This window comes from Halorubrum tebenquichense DSM 14210 (assembly GCF_000337415.1).
Taxonomy (GTDB): domain Archaea; phylum Halobacteriota; class Halobacteria; order Halobacteriales; family Haloferacaceae; genus Halorubrum; species Halorubrum tebenquichense.
In genome coordinates, this window is the sequence record NZ_AOJD01000024.1 from 38,320 (window position 1) to 55,871 (window position 17,552).

At 70.3% G+C, this 17,552-nt stretch carries 21 protein-coding genes; 15 read left to right on the plus strand and 6 right to left on the minus strand.

Annotated features, from left to right (window positions below; all coding sequences use genetic code 11):
• Positions 1–32: 32 nt before the first annotated feature.
• Genes C472_RS02990 through C472_RS03005 form a run of 4 tightly spaced genes read left to right on the plus strand, consistent with a single transcriptional unit; the run spans position 33 to position 3,515 of the window.
• Positions 33–2,222, plus strand: a complete 2,190-nt coding sequence (locus C472_RS02990; RefSeq protein ID WP_049906238.1) for a VWA domain-containing protein — start codon at positions 33–35, stop codon at positions 2,220–2,222.
• A 38-nt stretch (positions 2,223–2,260) separates the two neighbouring features.
• A complete protein-coding gene (locus C472_RS02995; RefSeq protein WP_006628312.1) occupies positions 2,261–2,449 on the plus strand; it encodes a CbtB domain-containing protein in 189 nt (62 codons plus the stop codon).
• Positions 2,449–3,171 (plus strand): CbtA family protein, encoded by a 723-nt coding sequence (locus C472_RS03000; protein WP_006628313.1) that lies wholly within the window; start codon positions 2,449–2,451, stop codon positions 3,169–3,171. Before C472_RS02995 ends, C472_RS03000 begins: the two co-directional genes overlap by 1 nt.
• Positions 3,171–3,515 (plus strand): (2Fe-2S) ferredoxin domain-containing protein, encoded by a 345-nt coding sequence (locus tag C472_RS03005; RefSeq protein ID WP_006628314.1) that lies wholly within the window; start codon positions 3,171–3,173, stop codon positions 3,513–3,515. Before C472_RS03000 ends, C472_RS03005 begins: the two co-directional genes overlap by 1 nt.
• Positions 3,516–3,526: 11 nt before the next feature.
• Here the strand turns inward: C472_RS03005 and C472_RS03010 are convergent, their stop codons facing one another.
• Positions 3,527–4,330, minus strand: a complete 804-nt coding sequence (locus tag C472_RS03010; protein ID WP_006628315.1) for a DUF7839 domain-containing protein — start codon at positions 4,328–4,330, stop codon at positions 3,527–3,529.
• A 151-nt stretch (positions 4,331–4,481) separates the two neighbouring features.
• Here C472_RS03010 and cbiT point away from each other — a divergent pair, with 151 nt between their 5' ends.
• From cbiT to C472_RS03060, 10 genes are read left to right on the plus strand one after another with little or no spacing between them, the layout of a single operon-like run.
• Entirely contained in the window at positions 4,482–5,051 is a 570-nt protein-coding gene (gene cbiT / locus C472_RS03015; protein ID WP_006628316.1) for a precorrin-6Y C5,15-methyltransferase (decarboxylating) subunit CbiT, read from the plus strand.
• A 28-nt stretch (positions 5,052–5,079) separates the two neighbouring features.
• Positions 5,080–5,823: a cobalt-factor II C(20)-methyltransferase gene (locus C472_RS03020; RefSeq protein ID WP_006628317.1), complete on the plus strand. Its 744-nt coding sequence runs from the start codon at positions 5,080–5,082 to the stop codon at positions 5,821–5,823.
• Positions 5,816–6,817, plus strand: coding sequence for a cobalt-precorrin-4/precorrin-4 C(11)-methyltransferase (locus tag C472_RS03025; RefSeq protein ID WP_006628318.1), 1,002 nt, complete (start codon positions 5,816–5,818; stop codon positions 6,815–6,817). The genes C472_RS03020 and C472_RS03025 overlap by 8 nt, the downstream gene beginning before the upstream one ends.
• Entirely contained in the window at positions 6,817–7,821 is a 1,005-nt protein-coding gene (cbiG, locus tag C472_RS03030; RefSeq protein WP_006628319.1) for a cobalt-precorrin 5A hydrolase, read from the plus strand. The genes C472_RS03025 and cbiG overlap by 1 nt, the downstream gene beginning before the upstream one ends.
• The gene (locus C472_RS03035; RefSeq protein WP_006628320.1) at positions 7,818–8,789 is read left to right on the plus strand and encodes a precorrin-3B C(17)-methyltransferase; all 972 of its coding nucleotides are present in this window, start codon (positions 7,818–7,820) and stop codon (positions 8,787–8,789) included. The genes cbiG and C472_RS03035 overlap by 4 nt, the downstream gene beginning before the upstream one ends.
• A gap of 2 nt (positions 8,790–8,791) precedes the next feature.
• Entirely contained in the window at positions 8,792–9,802 is a 1,011-nt protein-coding gene (gene cobJ, locus C472_RS03040) for a precorrin-3B C(17)-methyltransferase (RefSeq protein ID WP_006628321.1), read from the plus strand.
• Positions 9,792–10,100: a ferredoxin gene (locus tag C472_RS03045; RefSeq protein WP_006628322.1), complete on the plus strand. Its 309-nt coding sequence runs from the start codon at positions 9,792–9,794 to the stop codon at positions 10,098–10,100. The genes cobJ and C472_RS03045 overlap by 11 nt, the downstream gene beginning before the upstream one ends.
• On the plus strand, positions 10,097–10,810 hold the full coding sequence (locus C472_RS03050) for a hypothetical protein (RefSeq protein WP_006628323.1): 714 nt from the start codon (positions 10,097–10,099) through the stop codon (positions 10,808–10,810). The genes C472_RS03045 and C472_RS03050 overlap by 4 nt, the downstream gene beginning before the upstream one ends.
• Positions 10,807–12,024 (plus strand): CbiX/SirB N-terminal domain-containing protein, encoded by a 1,218-nt coding sequence (locus C472_RS03055; protein WP_006628324.1) that lies wholly within the window; start codon positions 10,807–10,809, stop codon positions 12,022–12,024. The genes C472_RS03050 and C472_RS03055 overlap by 4 nt, the downstream gene beginning before the upstream one ends.
• A gap of 22 nt (positions 12,025–12,046) precedes the next feature.
• The gene (locus C472_RS03060; RefSeq protein WP_006628325.1) at positions 12,047–12,424 is read left to right on the plus strand and encodes a DUF3209 family protein; all 378 of its coding nucleotides are present in this window, start codon (positions 12,047–12,049) and stop codon (positions 12,422–12,424) included.
• Positions 12,425–12,671: 247 nt separating this feature from the next.
• On the opposite strand, the gene trxA is transcribed toward C472_RS03060, so the two are convergent.
• The 4 genes from trxA to C472_RS17435 all read right to left on the minus strand — a co-directional run bounded on the left by trxA (position 12,672) and on the right by C472_RS17435 (position 14,968).
• A complete protein-coding gene (gene trxA / locus C472_RS03065) occupies positions 12,672–13,031 on the minus strand; it encodes a thioredoxin (RefSeq protein ID WP_006628326.1) in 360 nt (119 codons plus the stop codon).
• Between the two features lie 152 nt (positions 13,032–13,183).
• A complete protein-coding gene (locus C472_RS03070) occupies positions 13,184–13,588 on the minus strand; it encodes a helix-turn-helix domain-containing protein (RefSeq protein WP_006628327.1) in 405 nt (134 codons plus the stop codon).
• Positions 13,589–13,755: 167 nt separating this feature from the next.
• Entirely contained in the window at positions 13,756–14,814 is a 1,059-nt protein-coding gene (locus tag C472_RS03075) for a sulfite exporter TauE/SafE family protein (RefSeq protein WP_006628328.1), read from the minus strand.
• Complete coding sequence (locus C472_RS17435) at positions 14,804–14,968, minus strand: DUF7512 family protein (protein WP_006628329.1); 165 nt, start codon at positions 14,966–14,968, stop codon at positions 14,804–14,806. The genes C472_RS03075 and C472_RS17435 overlap by 11 nt, the downstream gene beginning before the upstream one ends.
• 256 nt (positions 14,969–15,224) lie before the next feature.
• On the opposite strand from C472_RS17435, the gene C472_RS03080 reads away from it, so the two are divergent.
• Positions 15,225–16,070, plus strand: a complete 846-nt coding sequence (locus tag C472_RS03080; RefSeq protein ID WP_006628330.1) for a universal stress protein — start codon at positions 15,225–15,227, stop codon at positions 16,068–16,070.
• Between the two features lie 304 nt (positions 16,071–16,374).
• Here the strand turns inward: C472_RS03080 and C472_RS03085 are convergent, their stop codons facing one another.
• On the minus strand, positions 16,375–17,550 hold the full coding sequence (locus C472_RS03085) for an inorganic phosphate transporter (RefSeq protein ID WP_049906241.1): 1,176 nt from the start codon (positions 17,548–17,550) through the stop codon (positions 16,375–16,377).
• Between the last annotated feature and the right edge of the window lie 2 nt (positions 17,551–17,552).

Below are 17,552 nucleotides of genomic sequence, written 5' to 3' on the forward strand. Positions count from 1 at the left end.
AGCTATTAAACCTCCTCTGTAGTAACACAAGTATGGTTGATTTGGGAACAAAGAAAAAAGTTTCCACCCCCTTGCCGGCCGTCGTCGGGCAGGCGGATCTCAAACGGGTGCTCCTGGCGCTGGCGGTCGAACCGAGCCTCAGCGGGGCCCTTCTCAGGGGAGAGAAGGGGACCGCCAAGTCGACGTCCGTCAGAGCGCTCGCGGACCTGTTGCCCGAACGGGCGGTCGTCGCCGACTGCCCGTACGGCTGTCCGCCGCCGGACGCGACCGAGGCCGGCGACGGTCACGCCCCGGGCGACCGGTGCGCGTCCTGCCGCGAACGCGAGGACCCGCCGGTGGAGACGAGACCGGCTCCGCTCGTGACGCTCCCGCTCGGCGCGACCCGAGACCGGGTGGTCGGGACGCTCTCCGTCGCCGACGCGCTCGACGGCGACGCCGAGTTCGACCCCGGCCTGCTCGCCCGCGCCAACCGCGGCGTCCTCTACGTCGACGAGGTCAACCTGCTTCCGGACCACCTGATCGACGTGCTGCTGGACGCGGCCGCGACGGGGACGAACCGAGTGGAGCGCGACGGCGTCAGCGTCACCCACCCCGCCGACTTCACGCTGATCGGGACGATGAACCCGGAGGAGGGGGAGCTTCGACCCCAACTGCGCGACCGCTTCGACCTCTGCGTCGACGTCGCGGGGAGCGACGAGATCGGCGAGCGCGTCGAGATCCTGAACCGCGTCGTCGACGACGGCGACGGACGTGACCTCCGCGAGGAGTACGCGGCGGAGACCGCGGCCCTCCGCGAGCGCGTTCGCGAGGCCCGGAACCGCCGGCCCGCGATTCCCGAGGGGTTCAAACGCGATATCGTCGAGCTCTGCCGCGACGCGGGCGTCGACGGCCACCGAGCAGACTTCGCCGTCGCCCGGGCCGCGCGGGCGTTCGCCGCCCTCGACGGACGACCGAAGGTCATCGAGTCGGACGTGACGGACGCCGCCGAGTACGCGCTGAACCACCGGTTACGGAGCCGCCCGTTCGACGAGGCGGCCGATCCGGAGGAGGTGGTGGACGATCACTTCGACGACGACGCCGAGGGCGACCGCGATCCGGCGGACGACGTCGACCCGCGGGGAGACGGTGACCGGACGGATAGCGAGGATTCCGGCGAGGACGGGAGCGAACCGGACAGGGAATCGGGAGCCGACGGCGGGTCGGACGGCGGGGAGCGTCGTCCCGGCGCGGGCGACGAGGGAGGCTCCGACGAGCCCGCTACCGACGGGCCCGACCGCGATCGGCCCGGCGGTCGTGACGGCTCCGATTCGCGGACCACCGGCGACGCGGAGCGTCCGGTGAGCGACGCGGCGACCGCCGACCGCACCGAGGGGGAACAGGGCGACGGTGACGACACCGACGGCGAGGACGAGGCCGCACCGATCCCCCCGGGCGGCGCTCGCGCGGGAGTCGGCGACGCGACGGCTCCGGAAGTTCCGTCGCCCGAGGATCCCGATGCCGCGACGGGGGGCGGTGGCGGCCGACACGCGGCGGCACCGTCTCCCGAGGGTCACGGGCCGAGGGTACGGGCGGAGCGCTCGCCGGAGTCGGGATCCGTGGACCCGGCGGCGACCGTCAGAGCCGCGGTGCGGGACGGCCGGTCGCGACCGGCCGAGACCGACCTCCGACGGGCGGTCCGAGCGGCCGACGCCGAGACGCTCACGGTGTTCGTCGCGGACGCCAGCGCCTCGATGGCACCCGCCATGCGCGCCGCCAAGGGCGTGGCGCTGGAGCTGCTTCGCGACGCGTACACCGAGCGGGACGAGGTGGCGCTGGTCTCGTTCGGCGGCGACGGGGCCGAGGTGCTCCTCCCGCCGACGACGAGCGTCTCGCTGGCCGCGCGCCAGCTGAAGGAGCTCCCGACGGCGGACCGGACGCCCCTCCCGGACGGGCTCCGCAAGGCCGCGGCGCTCGTCGAGCGCGAAGCCCCGGCCGCGGCGACGGTCGTGCTCGTCTCCGACGGCCGCGCCAACGTCGCGAACGGCAGTCCGACGACCGCGACCCGGCGAGCGGCCGAACGGGTCGCGGAGACGGACGCGTCCGTCCTCGTCGTCGACGCGGGCGAGTCGAGGGCCGGCGTCCTCGACGTCGTCTGCGAGGCCACGGACGCGAGCCGGACCCCGCTCGCCGCGCTCTCGGCGGAATCGGTGCTCGAAGACCACTCCGGTTTCGGCGGAGCGTAAGTTTTACAATCTGAGTTTACTTTGTCCAAATCGGATTTATGTCGACGAACTCCGACACAGTCGCCGACCGGTTCGCCGCCGCCGGGGCACGGATCGACCCGCTGACCGCGCTCACCGCGCTGGCGCTCGTCGCGGCGCTGGGCTTCGCGCTCCTGTTCCTCCAGGATCCGCTGGCCCACGACGCGTTACACGACTTCAGACACGGGGCCGGCATCGTCTGCCACTGATGATCGATCGACTCCGATCCGGCGTCGCCGCCGGAGCCATCGCCGGGCTCGCGTACGGGCTGTTCACGTGGCTGGTCGCCTCGCCGCTCATCCACCACTTGGAGCACCTCGCGTCCCATGGCGGCGACCACGGACACGACGCGGCACCCGCCGTGGGCGAGACCGCGACGGCGGTCGTCAGCGCCGGCGGCGGCGTCCTGTGGGGCGTCCTGTTGGGGGCCGCGTTCGGCGTCGCGTACCACCTGTTCGAGCCGGCGCTCCCCGGCGGAGCGCTGAAGCCGTACGTCCTCGCGGGGACCGGATTCCTGACGGTCTCGGTCGCCCCGTGGACCGTTCTCCCGCCGGCCACGCCGGGCATGGAACCGCTGTACGGGACGTCGCTCCGCGTTCCGCTCTACCTCGGGCTGATTGTTCTCGGCGGTCTCGTCGCGGCGACGAGCGTCCTCGGGCACGTCCGCGCGAGTCGGACCCGCGGTCGGGGTGCCGGAATTCTCGTCGCGTCGCTTCCGTTGGCGGCGCTCGGGCTGCTCTCGGTCGTCGCTCCGCCGACGCTGGCCGGCGGGGGCGCTCCCCCCGAGCTGTCGGCCGCGTTCCGGTGGCTCGTCGGGTTCTCGCAGGCCGGGCTCTGGACGCTGATCGCCGTCGCCTTCTCGCGTTTCGACCGACCCGTCGGTCGGCGCGGCGCGGGCTCGCCGACCGCGACCGCGAGGGGAGCGGACTGATGGAGCGACGAACGGAACGGATACACGAGCGCGGAGTGAGCGCGACCGTCCTCGTCTGTACCAACGAGCGGACCGAGCACGCCGCCTGCGCCGCCGTCGACGGCGGTGCGGTCGCCGACGCCGTCCGCGACTGGCTCCGCGAGCGCGACCGCTACTGGTCGGAGGTCGCCGTCGCGGAGACGTCCTGTCTCGGGATGTGTAGCGAGGACGGCGTCGCGGTCGTCGTCCAGCCGGACGACGAGTGGTTCGCGGAAGTGACGGTGGAGGACGTGCCGGCGCTCATGGGAGAGACGGTCGGTGCCGCCGCCGACGCCGCCGCGACGGAGCCGGCGACGACCGGCTGAACGGCCGGGGCTTAGAACGCGTCCGAGTCGAGCACCCGGTGCGGCACGTTGCTGTCACGGAGCTTGGAGGTGTGTCGCGGAATCTCGTCGGTCACCGCGACCAGGAGCACGTCGAGGCCGAGCATCCCCGCCTCGGCGACGCCCTCCGCGGTCCCGAACCTGACGTCCGGGTCGACGCCGCTCCGAGAGACGAGCGCGTACGCCTCCGTCCCGGCGACCGCGACGAGGCCCTCGTCCGGGACGTGCGCCGAGATCACGTCCGGATCCGGGCGGTCGTCGTCGGTGACGGTCGGGACTGGCAGCACGGAGACGGTCCCGGTGTCGTAGTCGACGACCCCCTCGAAGTCGGCGATGCCGACGGCCTCGCCCTGCTCCGCGCTCGTGACGGTGACCGCGGTCGCGGTCCCGCCCGCGGGGTTGGCGTGGAGGACGCCGTTCCGCATCACGAGTCCGACCTCTCTCCCCTCCGCCACGTCGTCCAGCGCGATCGCGGCGTCGACCTCGACGCTCCCGAGGACGTCGGAGTTCACCCGTTCGAGGTAGGTCTCGAGGTCGTCGGTCCGGGAGATGAGCCAGTCGACCCCCTCCTTGGTCACCTCGTACCGGCCGCGACCGCCCTTCTCCACGTAGCCGGCCTCGACTAGGTCCCGGACGTAATCGCTGACCGCCTGCGAGGTCACCCCGATCGTCTCCGCGATCTCGCCCTGACTCACCGCCGGCTGGCGGGCCGCGATCTCCACGAGCACCTGATAGCGCGTCGCGCTCCGCTTGTTTTCGAGGACGTCCGGCGATCCGCCCTCCGCTGCGTCACCCATTGTCGGTCCTTCAGATGCCACAAATAAAGCCCTGTTGTCTATTTCACGGTCTACTTGCGCTGAGAGCGGTTTTCAGCCCGTCTGGTGTAAAGCAGACTTTTTTTAATACAACCAAAATTGTTTTGTGGCGCGGCACGGTTGTACATCTCGAATGCAGGCGACGAAACTCCCGAACGACGCGAAAGCGGGCCCGACCAAGCCGGAGGTCCGCGCGGTGTTGGCGCGGAAGCTTGCGCTCGGACCCGACGACCACTTCGTCGAGGTCGGTTCCTGTACCGGCGCGGTGACGGTCGAGGCCGCTCGCCGCGCGGGGCGGGTGACGGCGCTCGAACGGAAGGCGGACCGGCTCGAAACCACCCGGTCGAACCTCGCCGCGAACGAGTACGACGCCGACGTTCGGCTCGTCAACGCCGAGGCACCGGAGCGGCTCCCGGACGACGGTGACGTCGTCTTCCTCGGCGGGTCGCGGAACTACGAGCGGGTCCTCGACGCGGCCCTCGCGGCCGGCTACGACCGGATCGTCATGAACGTGTCCCGCCTCGAGGTCGCGGGGGAAGCGGCCCGCGCCTTCCGCGACCGCGACCTCCTCGACGAGGCGCTGTGCCTCCAGATGGCGACCGGCTACGACCTCGCGGGCGCGACGAGCTTCGACGCCGACAATCCGGTGTACATGCTCGTCGGCGAGCCGGAGTCGGGCGGGGAACCGGGTGACGGCGAATGACGCGGAACGCCCGGACCGGAGGCGGCAGATGACCCTGTACGGCGTGGGGCTCGGCCCCGGAGACCCCGACCTGATCTCCGTCCGCGGCCGGGAGGTCCTCGACGCGGTCGACGTGGTGTACTCTCCGGGTCGGCTCTCGCGGGCGGTGGCGACCGAACACGTCCCGGAGGACCGGATCGGGGACCTCGACTTCCCGATGACGAGCGACGAGGAGCGGCTGCGCGAGGCGTGGAGGGAGGCCGCCGCCGAGATCGCCCCCGAAGCGCGCGCCGGCGACGCCGCGTTCGTCACGCTCGGCGACCCGAACGTCTACTCCACGTTCGGCCACCTGCTGCGGACGCTCGACGCGTTCCATCCCGAGGTCGACGTGGAGATCGTGCCCGGGATCAGCGCGATGACGGCGTTCGCGACCGCGCTCGACGTCGAGGTCGAGGCCGGAGCGGGGCTCGCGCTCCGCGAGGCCGCCGGCGGACGCGCCCCCACCGGGCCCGACAGGATGGTCCTGTTCAAGGTGACCGACGCCCCCGAGACGGCTCGCAAGCTCAACGAGGCCGACTACGACGTGCGGTTCGGGCGTCGGCTGTTCATGGAGGCGGGCGAGACGGTCGTCACCGAGGACGCCGAGGCGGTCGCGGACCGCGACTACTACACGCTCGCGTACGCCGAGCGCCGCGGTCTGGAGACGTCGCGCGCGACCGACGAGTTCGCGGCCGAGGCGGACGCGAGCGGCGGCGTCTCCGGGACCCCCGACGCGGAGGTCAGCGATGACTGACGGAGCGACCGGGCCGGGGCCGGACGGCTCGGCCGACTCGCGGGCGGCCGTCGACGCCGTCGGCGACCGGACGGGAGGCGAACTCGACCCGCGGGTCCGCGAGCACACCGCCGGCGAGGACCAGGCCGGCATTCCGTTCATCGGGGCCGGCCCGGGCGATCCCGGGCTCCTCACCGTGCGCGGCAAGGAACTGGTCGACGAGGCGGACCTCGTCGTCCACGCCGGGTCGCTTGTCTCCAGCGCGCTCTTGGAGGAGCACTGCGCGGACGCGGAGCTGGTGAACTCCGTGGGCAAGGACCTCGAGGAGCTGATTCCGCTGATGCGGGACGCCCACGAGAGCGGGCGCACCGTCGTCAGGCTCCACAGCGGCGACCCCGCGGTGTACGGGGCCGCCCTCGAACAGATCGACGCGCTCGAACGCGAGGGCGTCCCGGCGTACATCGTCCCCGGCGTCACGTCGTCGTTCGCGGCGGCGGCGACGCTGCGCACCCAGCTCACGCTGAACGGCGTCGCGAACCACGTCGCGTTCACGCGTCCGCGGGGGAAGACGCTCGACGCCGAGGACGACCACGTCGCCGAGTTCGTCGAGATGGGCGACGTGACGACCTGCATCTACCTCGGCACGCACGCGGTGAGCGACGCGATGGACCGCCTGCTCGACCGGGACGGCGTCGACCCCGACACGCCGGTCGCGGTCGTCTACCACGCCTCGTGGGACGACGAGGACGTGATCACCGGATCGATCGCCGACATCGGCGAGAAGGTGGAGGCCGCGGGCTACCGCGCCTCGGCGATGGTCCTCATCGGCGAGGCCGCGACGGGCGCGGGATACGACCGCTCGTACCTCTACGGCGACTGGGCGAACGGCGGCGCGGCGGACGCGGCGAGCGGCGGAACGGCGGACGCGGCGAGCGGCGGAACGGCAGACGCGGCGAGCGGCGGATCGGACGACGCGAGGGACGCGGAGTCGACCGAAACGGAGGCAGACGACTGATGAGCACCGACAGCGACGACGGGACGAACGCGAGTGGCACAGACGGGACCGACGACTCCGGCGGCGGGCACTGTTCGACGGCGGACTCCGACGGCGAAGTGGCGGAGGAGATCGCGGTCGTCAGCTTCGAGCGGAAGCTCGACACCGCGAGGGAGATCGTCGAGGGGATCGGCGACCGCTACGAGTCGATCGACGTGATCGAGTACCACGGCGACGTGTTCGCCGAGCACTGGGGCGAGTACGACTGCTTCGTCGGGCTGATGGCCTCCGGGATCGCGATGCGGAAGACCGCGCCCCTGCTCGACGACAAGTGGGACGACCCCGCGATCGTCGTGGTCGACGAGGAACTCACGTGGGCGATCCCGATCACCGGGGGCCACCACGGCGCGAACCAGGTGGCGGACGACCTCGCGAGCCTGGGCGCGGTCCCGGCGGTGACCACCGCCTCGGAGGCGGCGGACAAGCAGGGCGTCGAGAAGCGGGCGAAGGCGCTGTCCGCCCACGTCGTCAACGGCGACTCCACGGTCGCGACGAACTTGGCCGTCCTCGACGACGAGCTCGGCCCCGTCGAACGGCTCGACGGGCCGCGAGCGGTGCTGGTCGACGACGACGTGACGGTCCTCGAACGCAACCTCGACGACGGCGTCGTGCTCGGCACGGGCTCCGTCTCCGGCGCGGACGAGGACCGGTTCCTCGAGGCGTGGGACCGGGCGCTCGCCGAAGTCGATCGCGAGTGGGCGGACGTCGAGTTCGTCGCCACCGCGACGCGGAAGGCCGACGAGGAGGGGCTCCTCGCCGCGGCCGCGACGCGCGACGTCGGGGTCGTCGCGTTCGACAGGGAGACCCTGCTGGAGTTCGAGGGGCCGACGCCCTCGAAGGCGAAGGAGCTCATCGGCTGGCCGGGCGTCGCCGAGGCGAGCGCCATCGCCGGCGGGGCCGACCACGACCTCGTCGCGGAGAAGACCAGCCACGAGAACGAAGTGACCGTAGCGGTGGGGCGATGACGGGGAACGGCTCGGCCCCCGGCGGCGCGGACGGCGCGCCGGACGCCGTGGGAACCCTGTACGTCGTCGGCATCGGTCCGGGCCTCCCGCACGCGATGACCCAGCGGGCCCGCGACGTGATACGCCACGCCGACTGCGTCATCGCGTCGAACCTCTACCAGGAGTTCCTCCGGCGGGACGGCACGATCCCGCCGGAGTCGCGGACCGAGGACGCCGCGGCCGCCGACGGCGGTGCCGCGCCGGACGGCGGTGCCGCGGTCGACCCGGCAGCCGAGGGCGTCGACGCCGCCGACTGGACCGCCGGGAACGTGGGCACGCACCCCGACGGCGAGACCGTCGAGATCGTCCGGTCCTCGATGGGGCAGCAGATCGAACTCGCCCGCGAGGCGTTCGAGCGCGTCCGGGCCGGACAGGACGTGGCGCACGTCTCCGGGGGCGATCCCAACGTGTACGGGAAGTCCGACCTCGTCTACCTGATGGCCGACGAGGACGACGCCGACGACGTGCCGATCGAGATCGTGCCCGGCGTGACGGCCGCGCTCGGGGGTGCCGCGATGGTCGGCGCGCCGCTCTCGAACGACTTCTGTACGATATCGCTGTCGGACAAGTGGCGCGGCTGGGAGGAGATCGCGGAGAAGCTCCGCGCCGCGGCGGTCGCGGACTTCTCGATCGTCCTCTACAACTGCTGGCGGGACTACGAGCGCGCGATCGAGGTGCTCCGCGAACACCGGACCGACGACGCCCCGGTCGCGATCGTCAACGACGCCGGCCGCGGCGAGGCCGGCCGCAACCTCGACGACGAGACGTACACGCTGACGACGCTCGGCGAGGCGACAGAACACGGCGACGAGGTCGGCGGGATGGGCACGTCCCTGATCGTCGGCACGCACGAGACGGAGGTCTGGGAGAACGACTACGACCGGTTCCTCGTCACCCCGCGTGGCGGGCGAGACGTCGACGACTTCTGACAATGAGTGACACGACCTGCGGAGCGACGGACGAATCGAACTCGAACAGTGACGATACAGAAACGAAGACGGCCACCGACGGCGGCGCGGCGACGGAGGCGTCGAGCGGCTCGTCGTCCGCGTGCGGCGCGAGCGGCTCCGGGAACGCCGGCGACTCCGGCGGCTCCTCGTCGTGCGGGGCCTCGAAGTCCGCGGCGACGGACGAGAAGGTCGGATCGACCGCCGACGACTTCGACGCCGAGCCGGGGCGGCTGGTCGCCGTCGGACTCGGTCCCGGGCAGCCGGAGGGGATGACCGCGCGGGCCCGGGCGACGCTGCTGGAGGCGGACCACATCGTCGGGTACACGACGTACATCGACCTGATCCCGGACGAGGTCACCGAGGCCGCCGACGAGCTGTACGACACGCCGATGTGCGGCGAGGTCTCGCGGACCGAGGAGGCGGTCGACCGGGCGCTCGCCGGCAACGACGTCGCCATCGTCGGCTCCGGCGATCCGAACGTGTACGCGCTCGGCGGGCTCGCCTTGGAGATCGTCGAGTCGAAGGGGGCGACGGCGTCGGCGCTCGACTTCGAGGTCGTCCCGGGCGTCCCGGCCGCGCAGTCGTGCGCGGCCCGCGTCGGCGCGCCGCTCGTCAACGACTCGGTGTCGATCTCGCTCTCGGACCACCTCACGCCGATGGCGGAGATCGAGTCGCGGCTCCGCGCGGTCGCGGCGGAGGGGTTCACGGTCGCGATATACAACCCGTGGAGCCGGAAGCGACGCGAGAACTTCGAGACGGCCTGCGAGATCCTCCTCGAACACCGGCCGGCCGACACGCCCGTCGGGGTCGTCCACGGGGCCGGCCGCGACGACGAGACCGTCGAGATCGTCGAGCTCGGCGAGCTGAAGTCGCTCGGCGAGACCGACCTCGTCGACATGACGACCACGCTGCTCGTCGGCAACGAGGAGACGTACGTCTGGGACGGCCGGATGATCACTCCGCGCGGCTACGAGAGCAAGTATGACTACTGAGAGCGCCGACGCGACGACCGCGGCCGACAACGGTGCGGAGTCGACCACGTATCGCGTCTCCGTCGATTTGGACGCCTGCGACGGCGTGTTCGCCTGCCTCGTCCGCGACGATCGGTTCGTCGAGGCCGACGACGGCCTCGTCGGCTTCGACCCCGCGGACGCCGCCGCCCCGATCGAGCGCGACGCCGACGGGGTCGCCGCGACGTTCCGCGACGGGCGCATCGACGAGGCGCGGGCGGGCGCGGCGGCCTGTCCGCTCGACGCGATCACCGTCGAGGAACGCGAGGGGGAGCCATGAGCACGGTCGAGACGACGCCGGACGACATGCTCGCTCGGCACCCGGAGACGGCCTACTTCTGGGGCCACGTCGCCGGCGGCGGTCGAGTGACCGAGCAGGGGGTCGAGATCGTAGTCTCCGACGGGGACGCCGCGCGGCGGCTGTCCGCGATCGCCGGCGGCGGGACCGTCGACCACCGGATCGCGGAGCGCGAGTTCGCCCACGACACGGCGGTCACCCGCCAGTCCGACGAGTACACCGTCCAGGTCATCGACCCGACGCTGGCCGCGAACGCCGCCGCGGCGCTCGGACTGCCGGTGGGATCGGACCCCGGCGGGTACCGGTTCGACGCCCTCCGCGACCACCGTCGGGAGCTCCTCCGCGGGCTGTTGGAGGGCTGCGGCGTCGTCTGCTTCCGCGAGTCGAGCGCCGCGGTCGGCGTCTCGTTCGTCCACGACGACGCCCGGCTGTTGGAGCGGATCCGGACGGCCCTCGACGCCGAGGGGTTCGACGCCGAGGAGCCGCAGCCGGCCTCGTCGGGCGGGCACTGGTTCGGCGTCGCCGACGGCGACACGGCCGCGTTCGCCGAGTGGGTGTACGAGGGGGCCGGCGACAGCGGGCTGTTCGCGACGGACCGCCGGCGAAAGACGCTTCGCAGCGTCGAGCGGGCCGCGGGCCTCGACGTCGGGAGCCTCATCGGACCGACCGACGCGGACGGGGGCGACCCGTGAGCCGAGCGGCGGACGCGGTCGGGATCGGCAGCGAGGAGACCGCGCTGCTCGTCGGCCACGGCTCCCGCCGGGACAAGTCGAACGAGGCGGTGCGCGAACTCGCGGCCGGTCTGGAGGACCGCCTCGGGGTCTCGACCGACGCCGCGTTCCTCGAGCTCGCGGAGCCGTCGATCCCCGACGCGATCGGGGCGCTCGCGCACAGTTCGTCGCGGATAACGATGGTGCCGCTGTCGCTGTTCGCGGCCGGGCACGTCAAGAACGACCTCCCGCTCGCCGTGAAGCGGGCGCGGAGCGAACACCCGGGCGTCACCTTCCACGCGGGCGCGCACCTCGGCATCCACCCGGCGATACTCGACCTGCTCGACGACCGGGCTCGGGACGTGGAGGCCGAGTTGGGGGTCGACCGCGAGGACGACGACGTCGCCGTCGTGGTCTGCGCCCGCGGCTCCTCGGACCCGGACTCGAACGCCGACGTACACAAACTCGCCAGGCTCCTGTACGAGGGTCGCTCGTTCGACCGAGTCGAGGCGGGGTTCATCGGCGTCACGGAACCGCTCTTGGACGAGGTGCTCCACGACGTCGCCAAGACGCGACCGGACGCGATCGTCGTGCTGCCGTACATGCTCGGCGACGGCGTCCTGACCGGCCGGATCCGCGACGGTACCGCGGAGTTCGACGCCGAGTACCCGTACGTGGACGCCGCGGCCGGGGACCCGCTCGGAACGGACAGCCGCCTGCTGGACGTGCTCTCTGACCGGTGGCAGGAGGCGCGGACCGACTCCGTCGACATGTCGTGTGACACCTGTAAGTACAAGGTCGAACTCGACGGGTACGAGGAGGACGAGGGCGGCGCGCGCGCCATGCTCCGCGCGTTGACCCACCAGCAGGCGCACGAGGACCGCGACGAGGTCGCCGACGAACCGCACGCCCACGACGCGCCCGGGACCCACCTCGCCGTCTGTACGAACCAGACGTGCGCGGCGGGCGGTTCGCCAGCCGTCTTGGAGTCTCTACGTCAGGCCGCCCGAGACGCGGACGCCGACGTTCACGTCACGCGGTCGTCGTGTTTCGATCAGTGCGGCGACGGCCCGATCGTCGCGCAGTATCCAGACGGCGTCTGGTACGGGGCCTGTGACGACGAAGACGCAGCCCGGATCGTCTCCGCCGTCGAGCGGGACCGAATCGTCAGCGACCTCGTTCACCAAACGCTGTGAGAAATTCCAACTACGATACACAATGAGCTGTGACGAAATCGAAGCCCTACGACTCGGCCTGATGAACGCGCTCGGAACCACCGACGACGCCGTGCGACGCCACGCGGAGCAGGAGCTCGGCGACGCGCTGGACGGCGACACGCCGGTCGCCGCCCTCGCTGCGGCGGAGTCCCTGACCGAACTCCGACGCCACTTGGACGCCGCGCTCGTCGACTTGGAGGAGGAAGTCGCCGCCCTCGACGCGGACGACCCGGAGTACGGGTACGCCCGCGGGCGTCTCGTGGCGGTCCGCGACGCCGAGCGATCGCTGGCTCGGCTCGCCGACGCCGGCGAGTCGCTGCTCGACGACCTCGGCGACGCGCACCACACGCTACACGAGGTGTTTCCCGTCGAGGAGTGATCGGAGGCCGTACCGTCGTCGCGACGACGACGCTGTGTCCGTCAGTGCGGGACAAGAACGGGGCGGCTCTCGCGCAGCGCGGGCTCATCCCGCTGCGCGTTAGACGGACGCAGGGTCCGTCGCACGCGCGGTGAAGTCGCTACACGCTGCGTGCGACTACCGAGTTTACCGGAGTACAAGGAGAAAGCCTCGCGCTTCAGCGCGGGGGGATGTCAAGCGGTGCGAGCCGACTTCGCGCGCTCCACCGTCACTCCGCGTACGCCTCGATGAGGGAGCGAAGCTCGTCTTCGCTCTGCAGGCCGACGACCTCCTCGACCTGTTCGCCGCCGGCGAACAGGACGAGCGTCGGGACGCCCCGGACGCCGTAGGCGGTAGCGAGCTGCTGATTAGCGTCGACGTCAACCTTGGCGACGGCCGCCTCGGTATCCGCGGCCAGGTTCTCGACGACCGGTTCGAGCATCTGGCAGGGGCCACACCAGTCGGCGTAGAAGTCGGCGAGGACGACGTCGTTCTCGGCGACGATGTCATCGAGTTCGGCTTCGTCGCCGACGTAGCGCGGCTCGTCCGCGGAAACGTTGCCAGCGTCGGATACAGTATCGGTTGCCATCACCTGCCCATACGCTCCAGCGACGAATAAGGTTTTGGTTAATACACACAATACTATACAATACGACGGTGAACGCAGTTCCCGAGCACGTTACCGCGCGAGTAGTAAGGAAATCGCTGCTGCGCCGACTCGTCCGAATAAAAAGGGCGAAGTTAGCTTTCTGCGGCGGGAGCCGGCGTATCGGACTGCTCGTACTTGGTTTCGAACTCCTGGATGAGCTGGCCCATCTTCGCGTACCAGTCGTTGAGCATCCGCTGCATGTCGTCGGTGATCTTCGACGGGTCCGTCGGCGAGTAGACGTGGTAGTAGCCGCCCTGGTCGTAGTTGATCTGCTCTTTCTCGATGAAGCCCGTCTGGAGCAGGCGCTGGACGGCCCGATACGCGGTCGAGCGCTCTCGATCCACGCGCTCCGCGAGTTCATCGACGGTCAGCGGTTCCTCCGCCCCGACGAGCGCCCGGAAGCACTCCCTGTCGAGCTCCTTGAGCCCGTGGAAGCACTCCAGTAACCCCTCACACTCCATGTCTTGACGGAGCTGTTCGGCCATCGAATCTGGCATTGTAATCGATCCGAGGTAGGTCCGCAACCGTTAAAAGACTTTTGTACGGATTGTACAATTTTGTGGTGGGCCGAGTGCGTGCGGAAGAACGGTACGAGGGCGGGTGTCCGGCCCGACAAACGGTCTCGTAGCGTAAATCGGCGCGGCTCGGGCGTCGGGCCGGCGGATCAGTCGACGGCCGCGGTCGCCTGACGACGAGTCTGACGGAGCGACGCGACGGTCGTGTAGAGGATCGCGAAGGCGACGACGACCGCGGCCCCGATGACGAGCACCAGCCCGAGCAGTTCGAGCGTCGAGTTCCCGAGGAAGGAACCGATCTCGCCGATACCCACCGCGACGGAACCGATCAACAGCATTCCCCCGAAGTAGATCTTGATTCCGTCGGCGTCGACGACGGCGGTCGCGGCGGAACCGACGCGAGCGCCGAGCGCGCTCCCGAACAGCAGCGGAGCGACGATACCGAGGTTCACGCCGCCGCCCTGTCCGTAGAGGTAGCTCCCGAGGCCGCCGGAGAAGACGATCTCGAAGAGGTCGGTCCCGACGGCGACGGGCACCGGGACGCCGATCGCGTAGATCATCGCCGGCATCCGGATGAACCCGCCACCGACGCCCAGGAAGCCGGACAGCAGGCCGGTCGCGAAGGCGACGGTCGTGATGACCCACGCGGAGACGCGGACGTCGCCGCGGAGCGTCACCATCGGCGGAATCCGGACCGTCCGCTGGATCGTCTTCGCGATTTCGGGAATCTCGTACTCGCTGAGGTCTTTGTCCGCCGCCTCGTGGTCGACGCCGCCACCGCCGTCGCCCTTCAGGGCGTCGCGGGTGACCATCGCGCCGACGCCGCCGAGTAGAACGACGTAGGCGACGCTGATGACGCCGCCGGCGAGCCCCAGAGACTCGAGGTAGTAGACGCTGGCGCGCCCGACCTCGATACCGATTGTCGTCCCGGTTATCATGATGACGCCGAGCTTGTAGTCGACCTGGCCGAGGTCGTGGTGTTTCAGGGTCGCGATGACGGCCGTCCCGAAGACGAACGCCATCCCGCTGCCGACCGCGACGGGAGCCGGGTAATCCAACATCAGCAGGGCGGGGGTAACGAGGAACGACCCGCCCATACCGAAGAATCCGAACAGGACCCCGACGACGAGGCCGAACCCGACGAACAGTGCCAGCATCTCGGGGCTGGTCCCCGCGATCCCGAGCCCGTCGAGTAGACTACTGAACACTCGCTTCACCTCCGATCAGGAGCCTCATAAGATAGGGACCGAAGAGCCGTTCGAGACCTCCGTACCCCACGTACAGCACGATCGCTTCCAGTAGGATCGCGCCGATGAGCAGGGCCGTCTCCGGGTCCCACGCAGGGATCTCTAGTCCTGCCATCGGTTCTCTCTCCCGCTGTCGAACTCGGTAATTCGCTGTTGGCACATTTCTGCTCACTCTCCAGTACCTCCCTCGTGCCTATAACGGTTTTGGGATTATTGTACAATACTATATTCCAGTAACCTCGGGCGGAGTACCGATAACTTAAGAGTAACATATGACGCTCCGCCACCGCCGGAACCGACCGGAGTTCGATCGCGGACGGCACCGCCGCGTCCCCCCAACCGTGTTATCCGTGCTCAGCGAAGGTGTCGACATGAGAGCGCTCTGCGCGACCGACCTTTCGGCCGCCAGTGAGGCCGCGATCGGGAACGAGACCTGTCTCCGGTGTCTGGGCCGCGTCGGCGTCGACACGATTCATCTCGTGACAGTCGTTCCGGCGAACGTCCACTCCGGGATGCCCGGCGTGAACTTCGAGGAGCGACGTCGACGGGGACTAGACCGGTATCGAGCGGTGATCGAGAACGCCGGGTTCGACGTCGAGGCCCACGTCGTCCGCGGGACCCCGTATCGACGTATCAACGGCATCGCTGAGACCGTCCACGCCGATCTGTCCGTCGTTAGCTCGCGGGGACAGAGCCCGTTAGAGAACCGGATCGTCGGCTCGACCGCCCGCAACCTCGCCCGGACGACCGTCGTTCCGCTGTTGGTCAACCGGGTCGAGCGGGCGACGGCCGACCCCGAGGTCCTCCGGGAACGCCTCTTCCGGCGCGTTCTCTTCGCGACGGACTTCTCGGAGAACGCGGACCGGGCGTTCGACGCGTTCTCGTACCTCCGTCACGCGACCGAGGAGGCGACGCTCGTTCACGTTCGGTCGCCGAAAGACGATGACGTCGACGCCGGTGTCAGTCCGCGGGAGCGGTTGGCCGAGCACGCGAGCACGCTGGAGAACTGGGGCATCGAGACGCAGCTCGAGGTCCGGCACGGCGACCCCGCCGACGAGGTCCTCGCCGTCGAAGCGGAGGTGACGCCGTCGACGGTCCTCGTCGGGTCGAAGGGGCGAAGCCGCGTTCGACGGCTCCTGTCGGGCAGCGTCTCCGAGGAAATCGTCGCACGGGCGACGGGAAACGTCCTCTTGGTTCCGCCGCCCCGGGCGGTCTGAGAACGGTCGACGGGTGTTCGACGCGCTCCCGGAGACGAGCGTTGTCGTCATCCGAAAGCCACCGCACGAGCCGGCTGGGGGGCCACGAAACGAACCCGCCCCGGGCCGGTCAATCGTCCGTGGGTACTGTTCCGGGATCGGACGCCGCGGGCGAAGGCGGTTCGTTGGTACCGAAATCGGGGATCCCTCCCGCATCTGACCGGACTCTCCCGTACCTGACGCGAACATCGGGCCGGCGGTCACGTAGAACGCGGCCGCACCGTGGTTGTCGCTCGTGTCCGGAGGTGTCGTGTTCGGTACCGGACTACAACAGGACGGCACTGGCGGCGTATGCGAGCGCGAACGAGAGGACGAACGACCCGGTCCACGCGCCGAGTGTCACGCCGATCTTCCGCGCGTCGACGGCGTTTCGACCACCGATCGCCGCCCCGCTCCCGATGATCGCGCTCACGACGATCTCGTTGAACGAGACGGGGACGCCGAGCAGGACGGCAAGCTGTGCGATGAGGAACGACGGGACGAGCGCCGAGATGGCGCGCCGCGGCCCCAGCGACGAGTAGTCCTGCGCGAGCGACTTGATCATCCTGGGAGCCCCCATCCAGGAACCCGCGAGCATCCCGAGGCCGCCGCCGACCAGCACCGCGACTGTCGACACCGTCTCGATCTCCTCAAGAAGCGGGATCAGCGGTCCGACCGCGAGGCCGACCTGGCTGCCGCCCGCGGAGAACGCGACGAGCGAACCGAGCGCCAGCAGCACGCGCTGGAGGCCCCCGCGTCGATCGCGGCCGACGTCCCACCGGACCACGGCGGCGACTGCGGCGGCCGCACCGACGGTAACGAACACGGCCGACGCGGTCCCGTCGGCGGCCAGGACTTGCTGCCCGGTTTCTCGGACGGTCCCGGCCGAGCCCCTCCCCCCGAGGAAACTGAACTCGATGTTCACGAGGACGGCCGTGACGAGGCCGACGAGAACGGGTATACTGTACCGTTCGGGAACGTCCGGCCGCGGGAGGACGCTCGCGCTGGCGTACGCGATTCCCCCGCCGACGAACGGCGTCAGCACCCAGACGGCCGCGATCTGCTGGTACTTCGACCAGACCGGCGTCCCGCCGAGCGCGAGGCCGACGCCGATGACGGCACCGGTCACCGTGAACGCGGTCGCGATCGGATACCCCGTCACGATGCCGACCGCCATCAGCCCCGCACCTAACACCAGCACGAGGATGACGCCGGCGACGGGCATGCTCATTCCGCCGACGAGCCCGCTTCCGACGGCCTCCGAGACGTTTCCGCCCTGTGTAACGGCACCGGCGAACCCGAAGACACCGACCAAGAGGGCGGCTCGCATCGTCCCGATGGCGTTAGCGCCGACGGCGGGCGCGAACGGAGTCGCACCGCTCGACCCGGCACCGATGACCCACGCCATGAACAGGCTGGCAAGCGCTGCCCCGATGAAGAGGGCGATGAGAGCGGGATCCATTG

What these genes read in the sequence shown, in the direction of transcription:
- C472_RS02990 (WP_049906238.1), top strand. Translation starts at nt 33, where the DNA reads ATGGTTGATTTGGGAACAAAGAAAAAAGTTTCCACCCCCTTGCCGGCC.
- C472_RS02995 (WP_006628312.1), top strand. Translation starts at nt 2,261, where the DNA reads ATGTCGACGAACTCCGACACAGTCGCCGACCGGTTCGCCGCCGCCGGG.
- C472_RS03000 (WP_006628313.1), top strand. Translation starts at nt 2,449, where the DNA reads ATGATCGATCGACTCCGATCCGGCGTCGCCGCCGGAGCCATCGCCGGG.
- C472_RS03005 (WP_006628314.1), top strand. Translation starts at nt 3,171, where the DNA reads ATGGAGCGACGAACGGAACGGATACACGAGCGCGGAGTGAGCGCGACC.
- C472_RS03010 (WP_006628315.1), bottom strand. Translation starts at nt 4,330, where the DNA reads ATGGGTGACGCAGCGGAGGGCGGATCGCCGGACGTCCTCGAAAACAAG.
- cbiT (WP_006628316.1), top strand. Translation starts at nt 4,482, where the DNA reads ATGCAGGCGACGAAACTCCCGAACGACGCGAAAGCGGGCCCGACCAAG.
- C472_RS03020 (WP_006628317.1), top strand. Translation starts at nt 5,080, where the DNA reads ATGACCCTGTACGGCGTGGGGCTCGGCCCCGGAGACCCCGACCTGATC.
- C472_RS03025 (WP_006628318.1), top strand. Translation starts at nt 5,816, where the DNA reads ATGACTGACGGAGCGACCGGGCCGGGGCCGGACGGCTCGGCCGACTCG.
- cbiG (WP_006628319.1), top strand. Translation starts at nt 6,817, where the DNA reads ATGAGCACCGACAGCGACGACGGGACGAACGCGAGTGGCACAGACGGG.
- C472_RS03035 (WP_006628320.1), top strand. Translation starts at nt 7,818, where the DNA reads ATGACGGGGAACGGCTCGGCCCCCGGCGGCGCGGACGGCGCGCCGGAC.
- cobJ (WP_006628321.1), top strand. Translation starts at nt 8,792, where the DNA reads ATGAGTGACACGACCTGCGGAGCGACGGACGAATCGAACTCGAACAGT.
- C472_RS03045 (WP_006628322.1), top strand. Translation starts at nt 9,792, where the DNA reads ATGACTACTGAGAGCGCCGACGCGACGACCGCGGCCGACAACGGTGCG.
- C472_RS03050 (WP_006628323.1), top strand. Translation starts at nt 10,097, where the DNA reads ATGAGCACGGTCGAGACGACGCCGGACGACATGCTCGCTCGGCACCCG.
- C472_RS03060 (WP_006628325.1), top strand. Translation starts at nt 12,047, where the DNA reads ATGAGCTGTGACGAAATCGAAGCCCTACGACTCGGCCTGATGAACGCG.
- trxA (WP_006628326.1), bottom strand. Translation starts at nt 13,031, where the DNA reads ATGGCAACCGATACTGTATCCGACGCTGGCAACGTTTCCGCGGACGAG.
- C472_RS03070 (WP_006628327.1), bottom strand. Translation starts at nt 13,588, where the DNA reads ATGCCAGATTCGATGGCCGAACAGCTCCGTCAAGACATGGAGTGTGAG.
- C472_RS17435 (WP_006628329.1), bottom strand. Translation starts at nt 14,968, where the DNA reads ATGGCAGGACTAGAGATCCCTGCGTGGGACCCGGAGACGGCCCTGCTC.
- C472_RS03080 (WP_006628330.1), top strand. Translation starts at nt 15,225, where the DNA reads ATGAGAGCGCTCTGCGCGACCGACCTTTCGGCCGCCAGTGAGGCCGCG.
- C472_RS03085 (WP_049906241.1), bottom strand. Translation starts at nt 17,550, where the DNA reads ATGGATCCCGCTCTCATCGCCCTCTTCATCGGGGCAGCGCTTGCCAGC.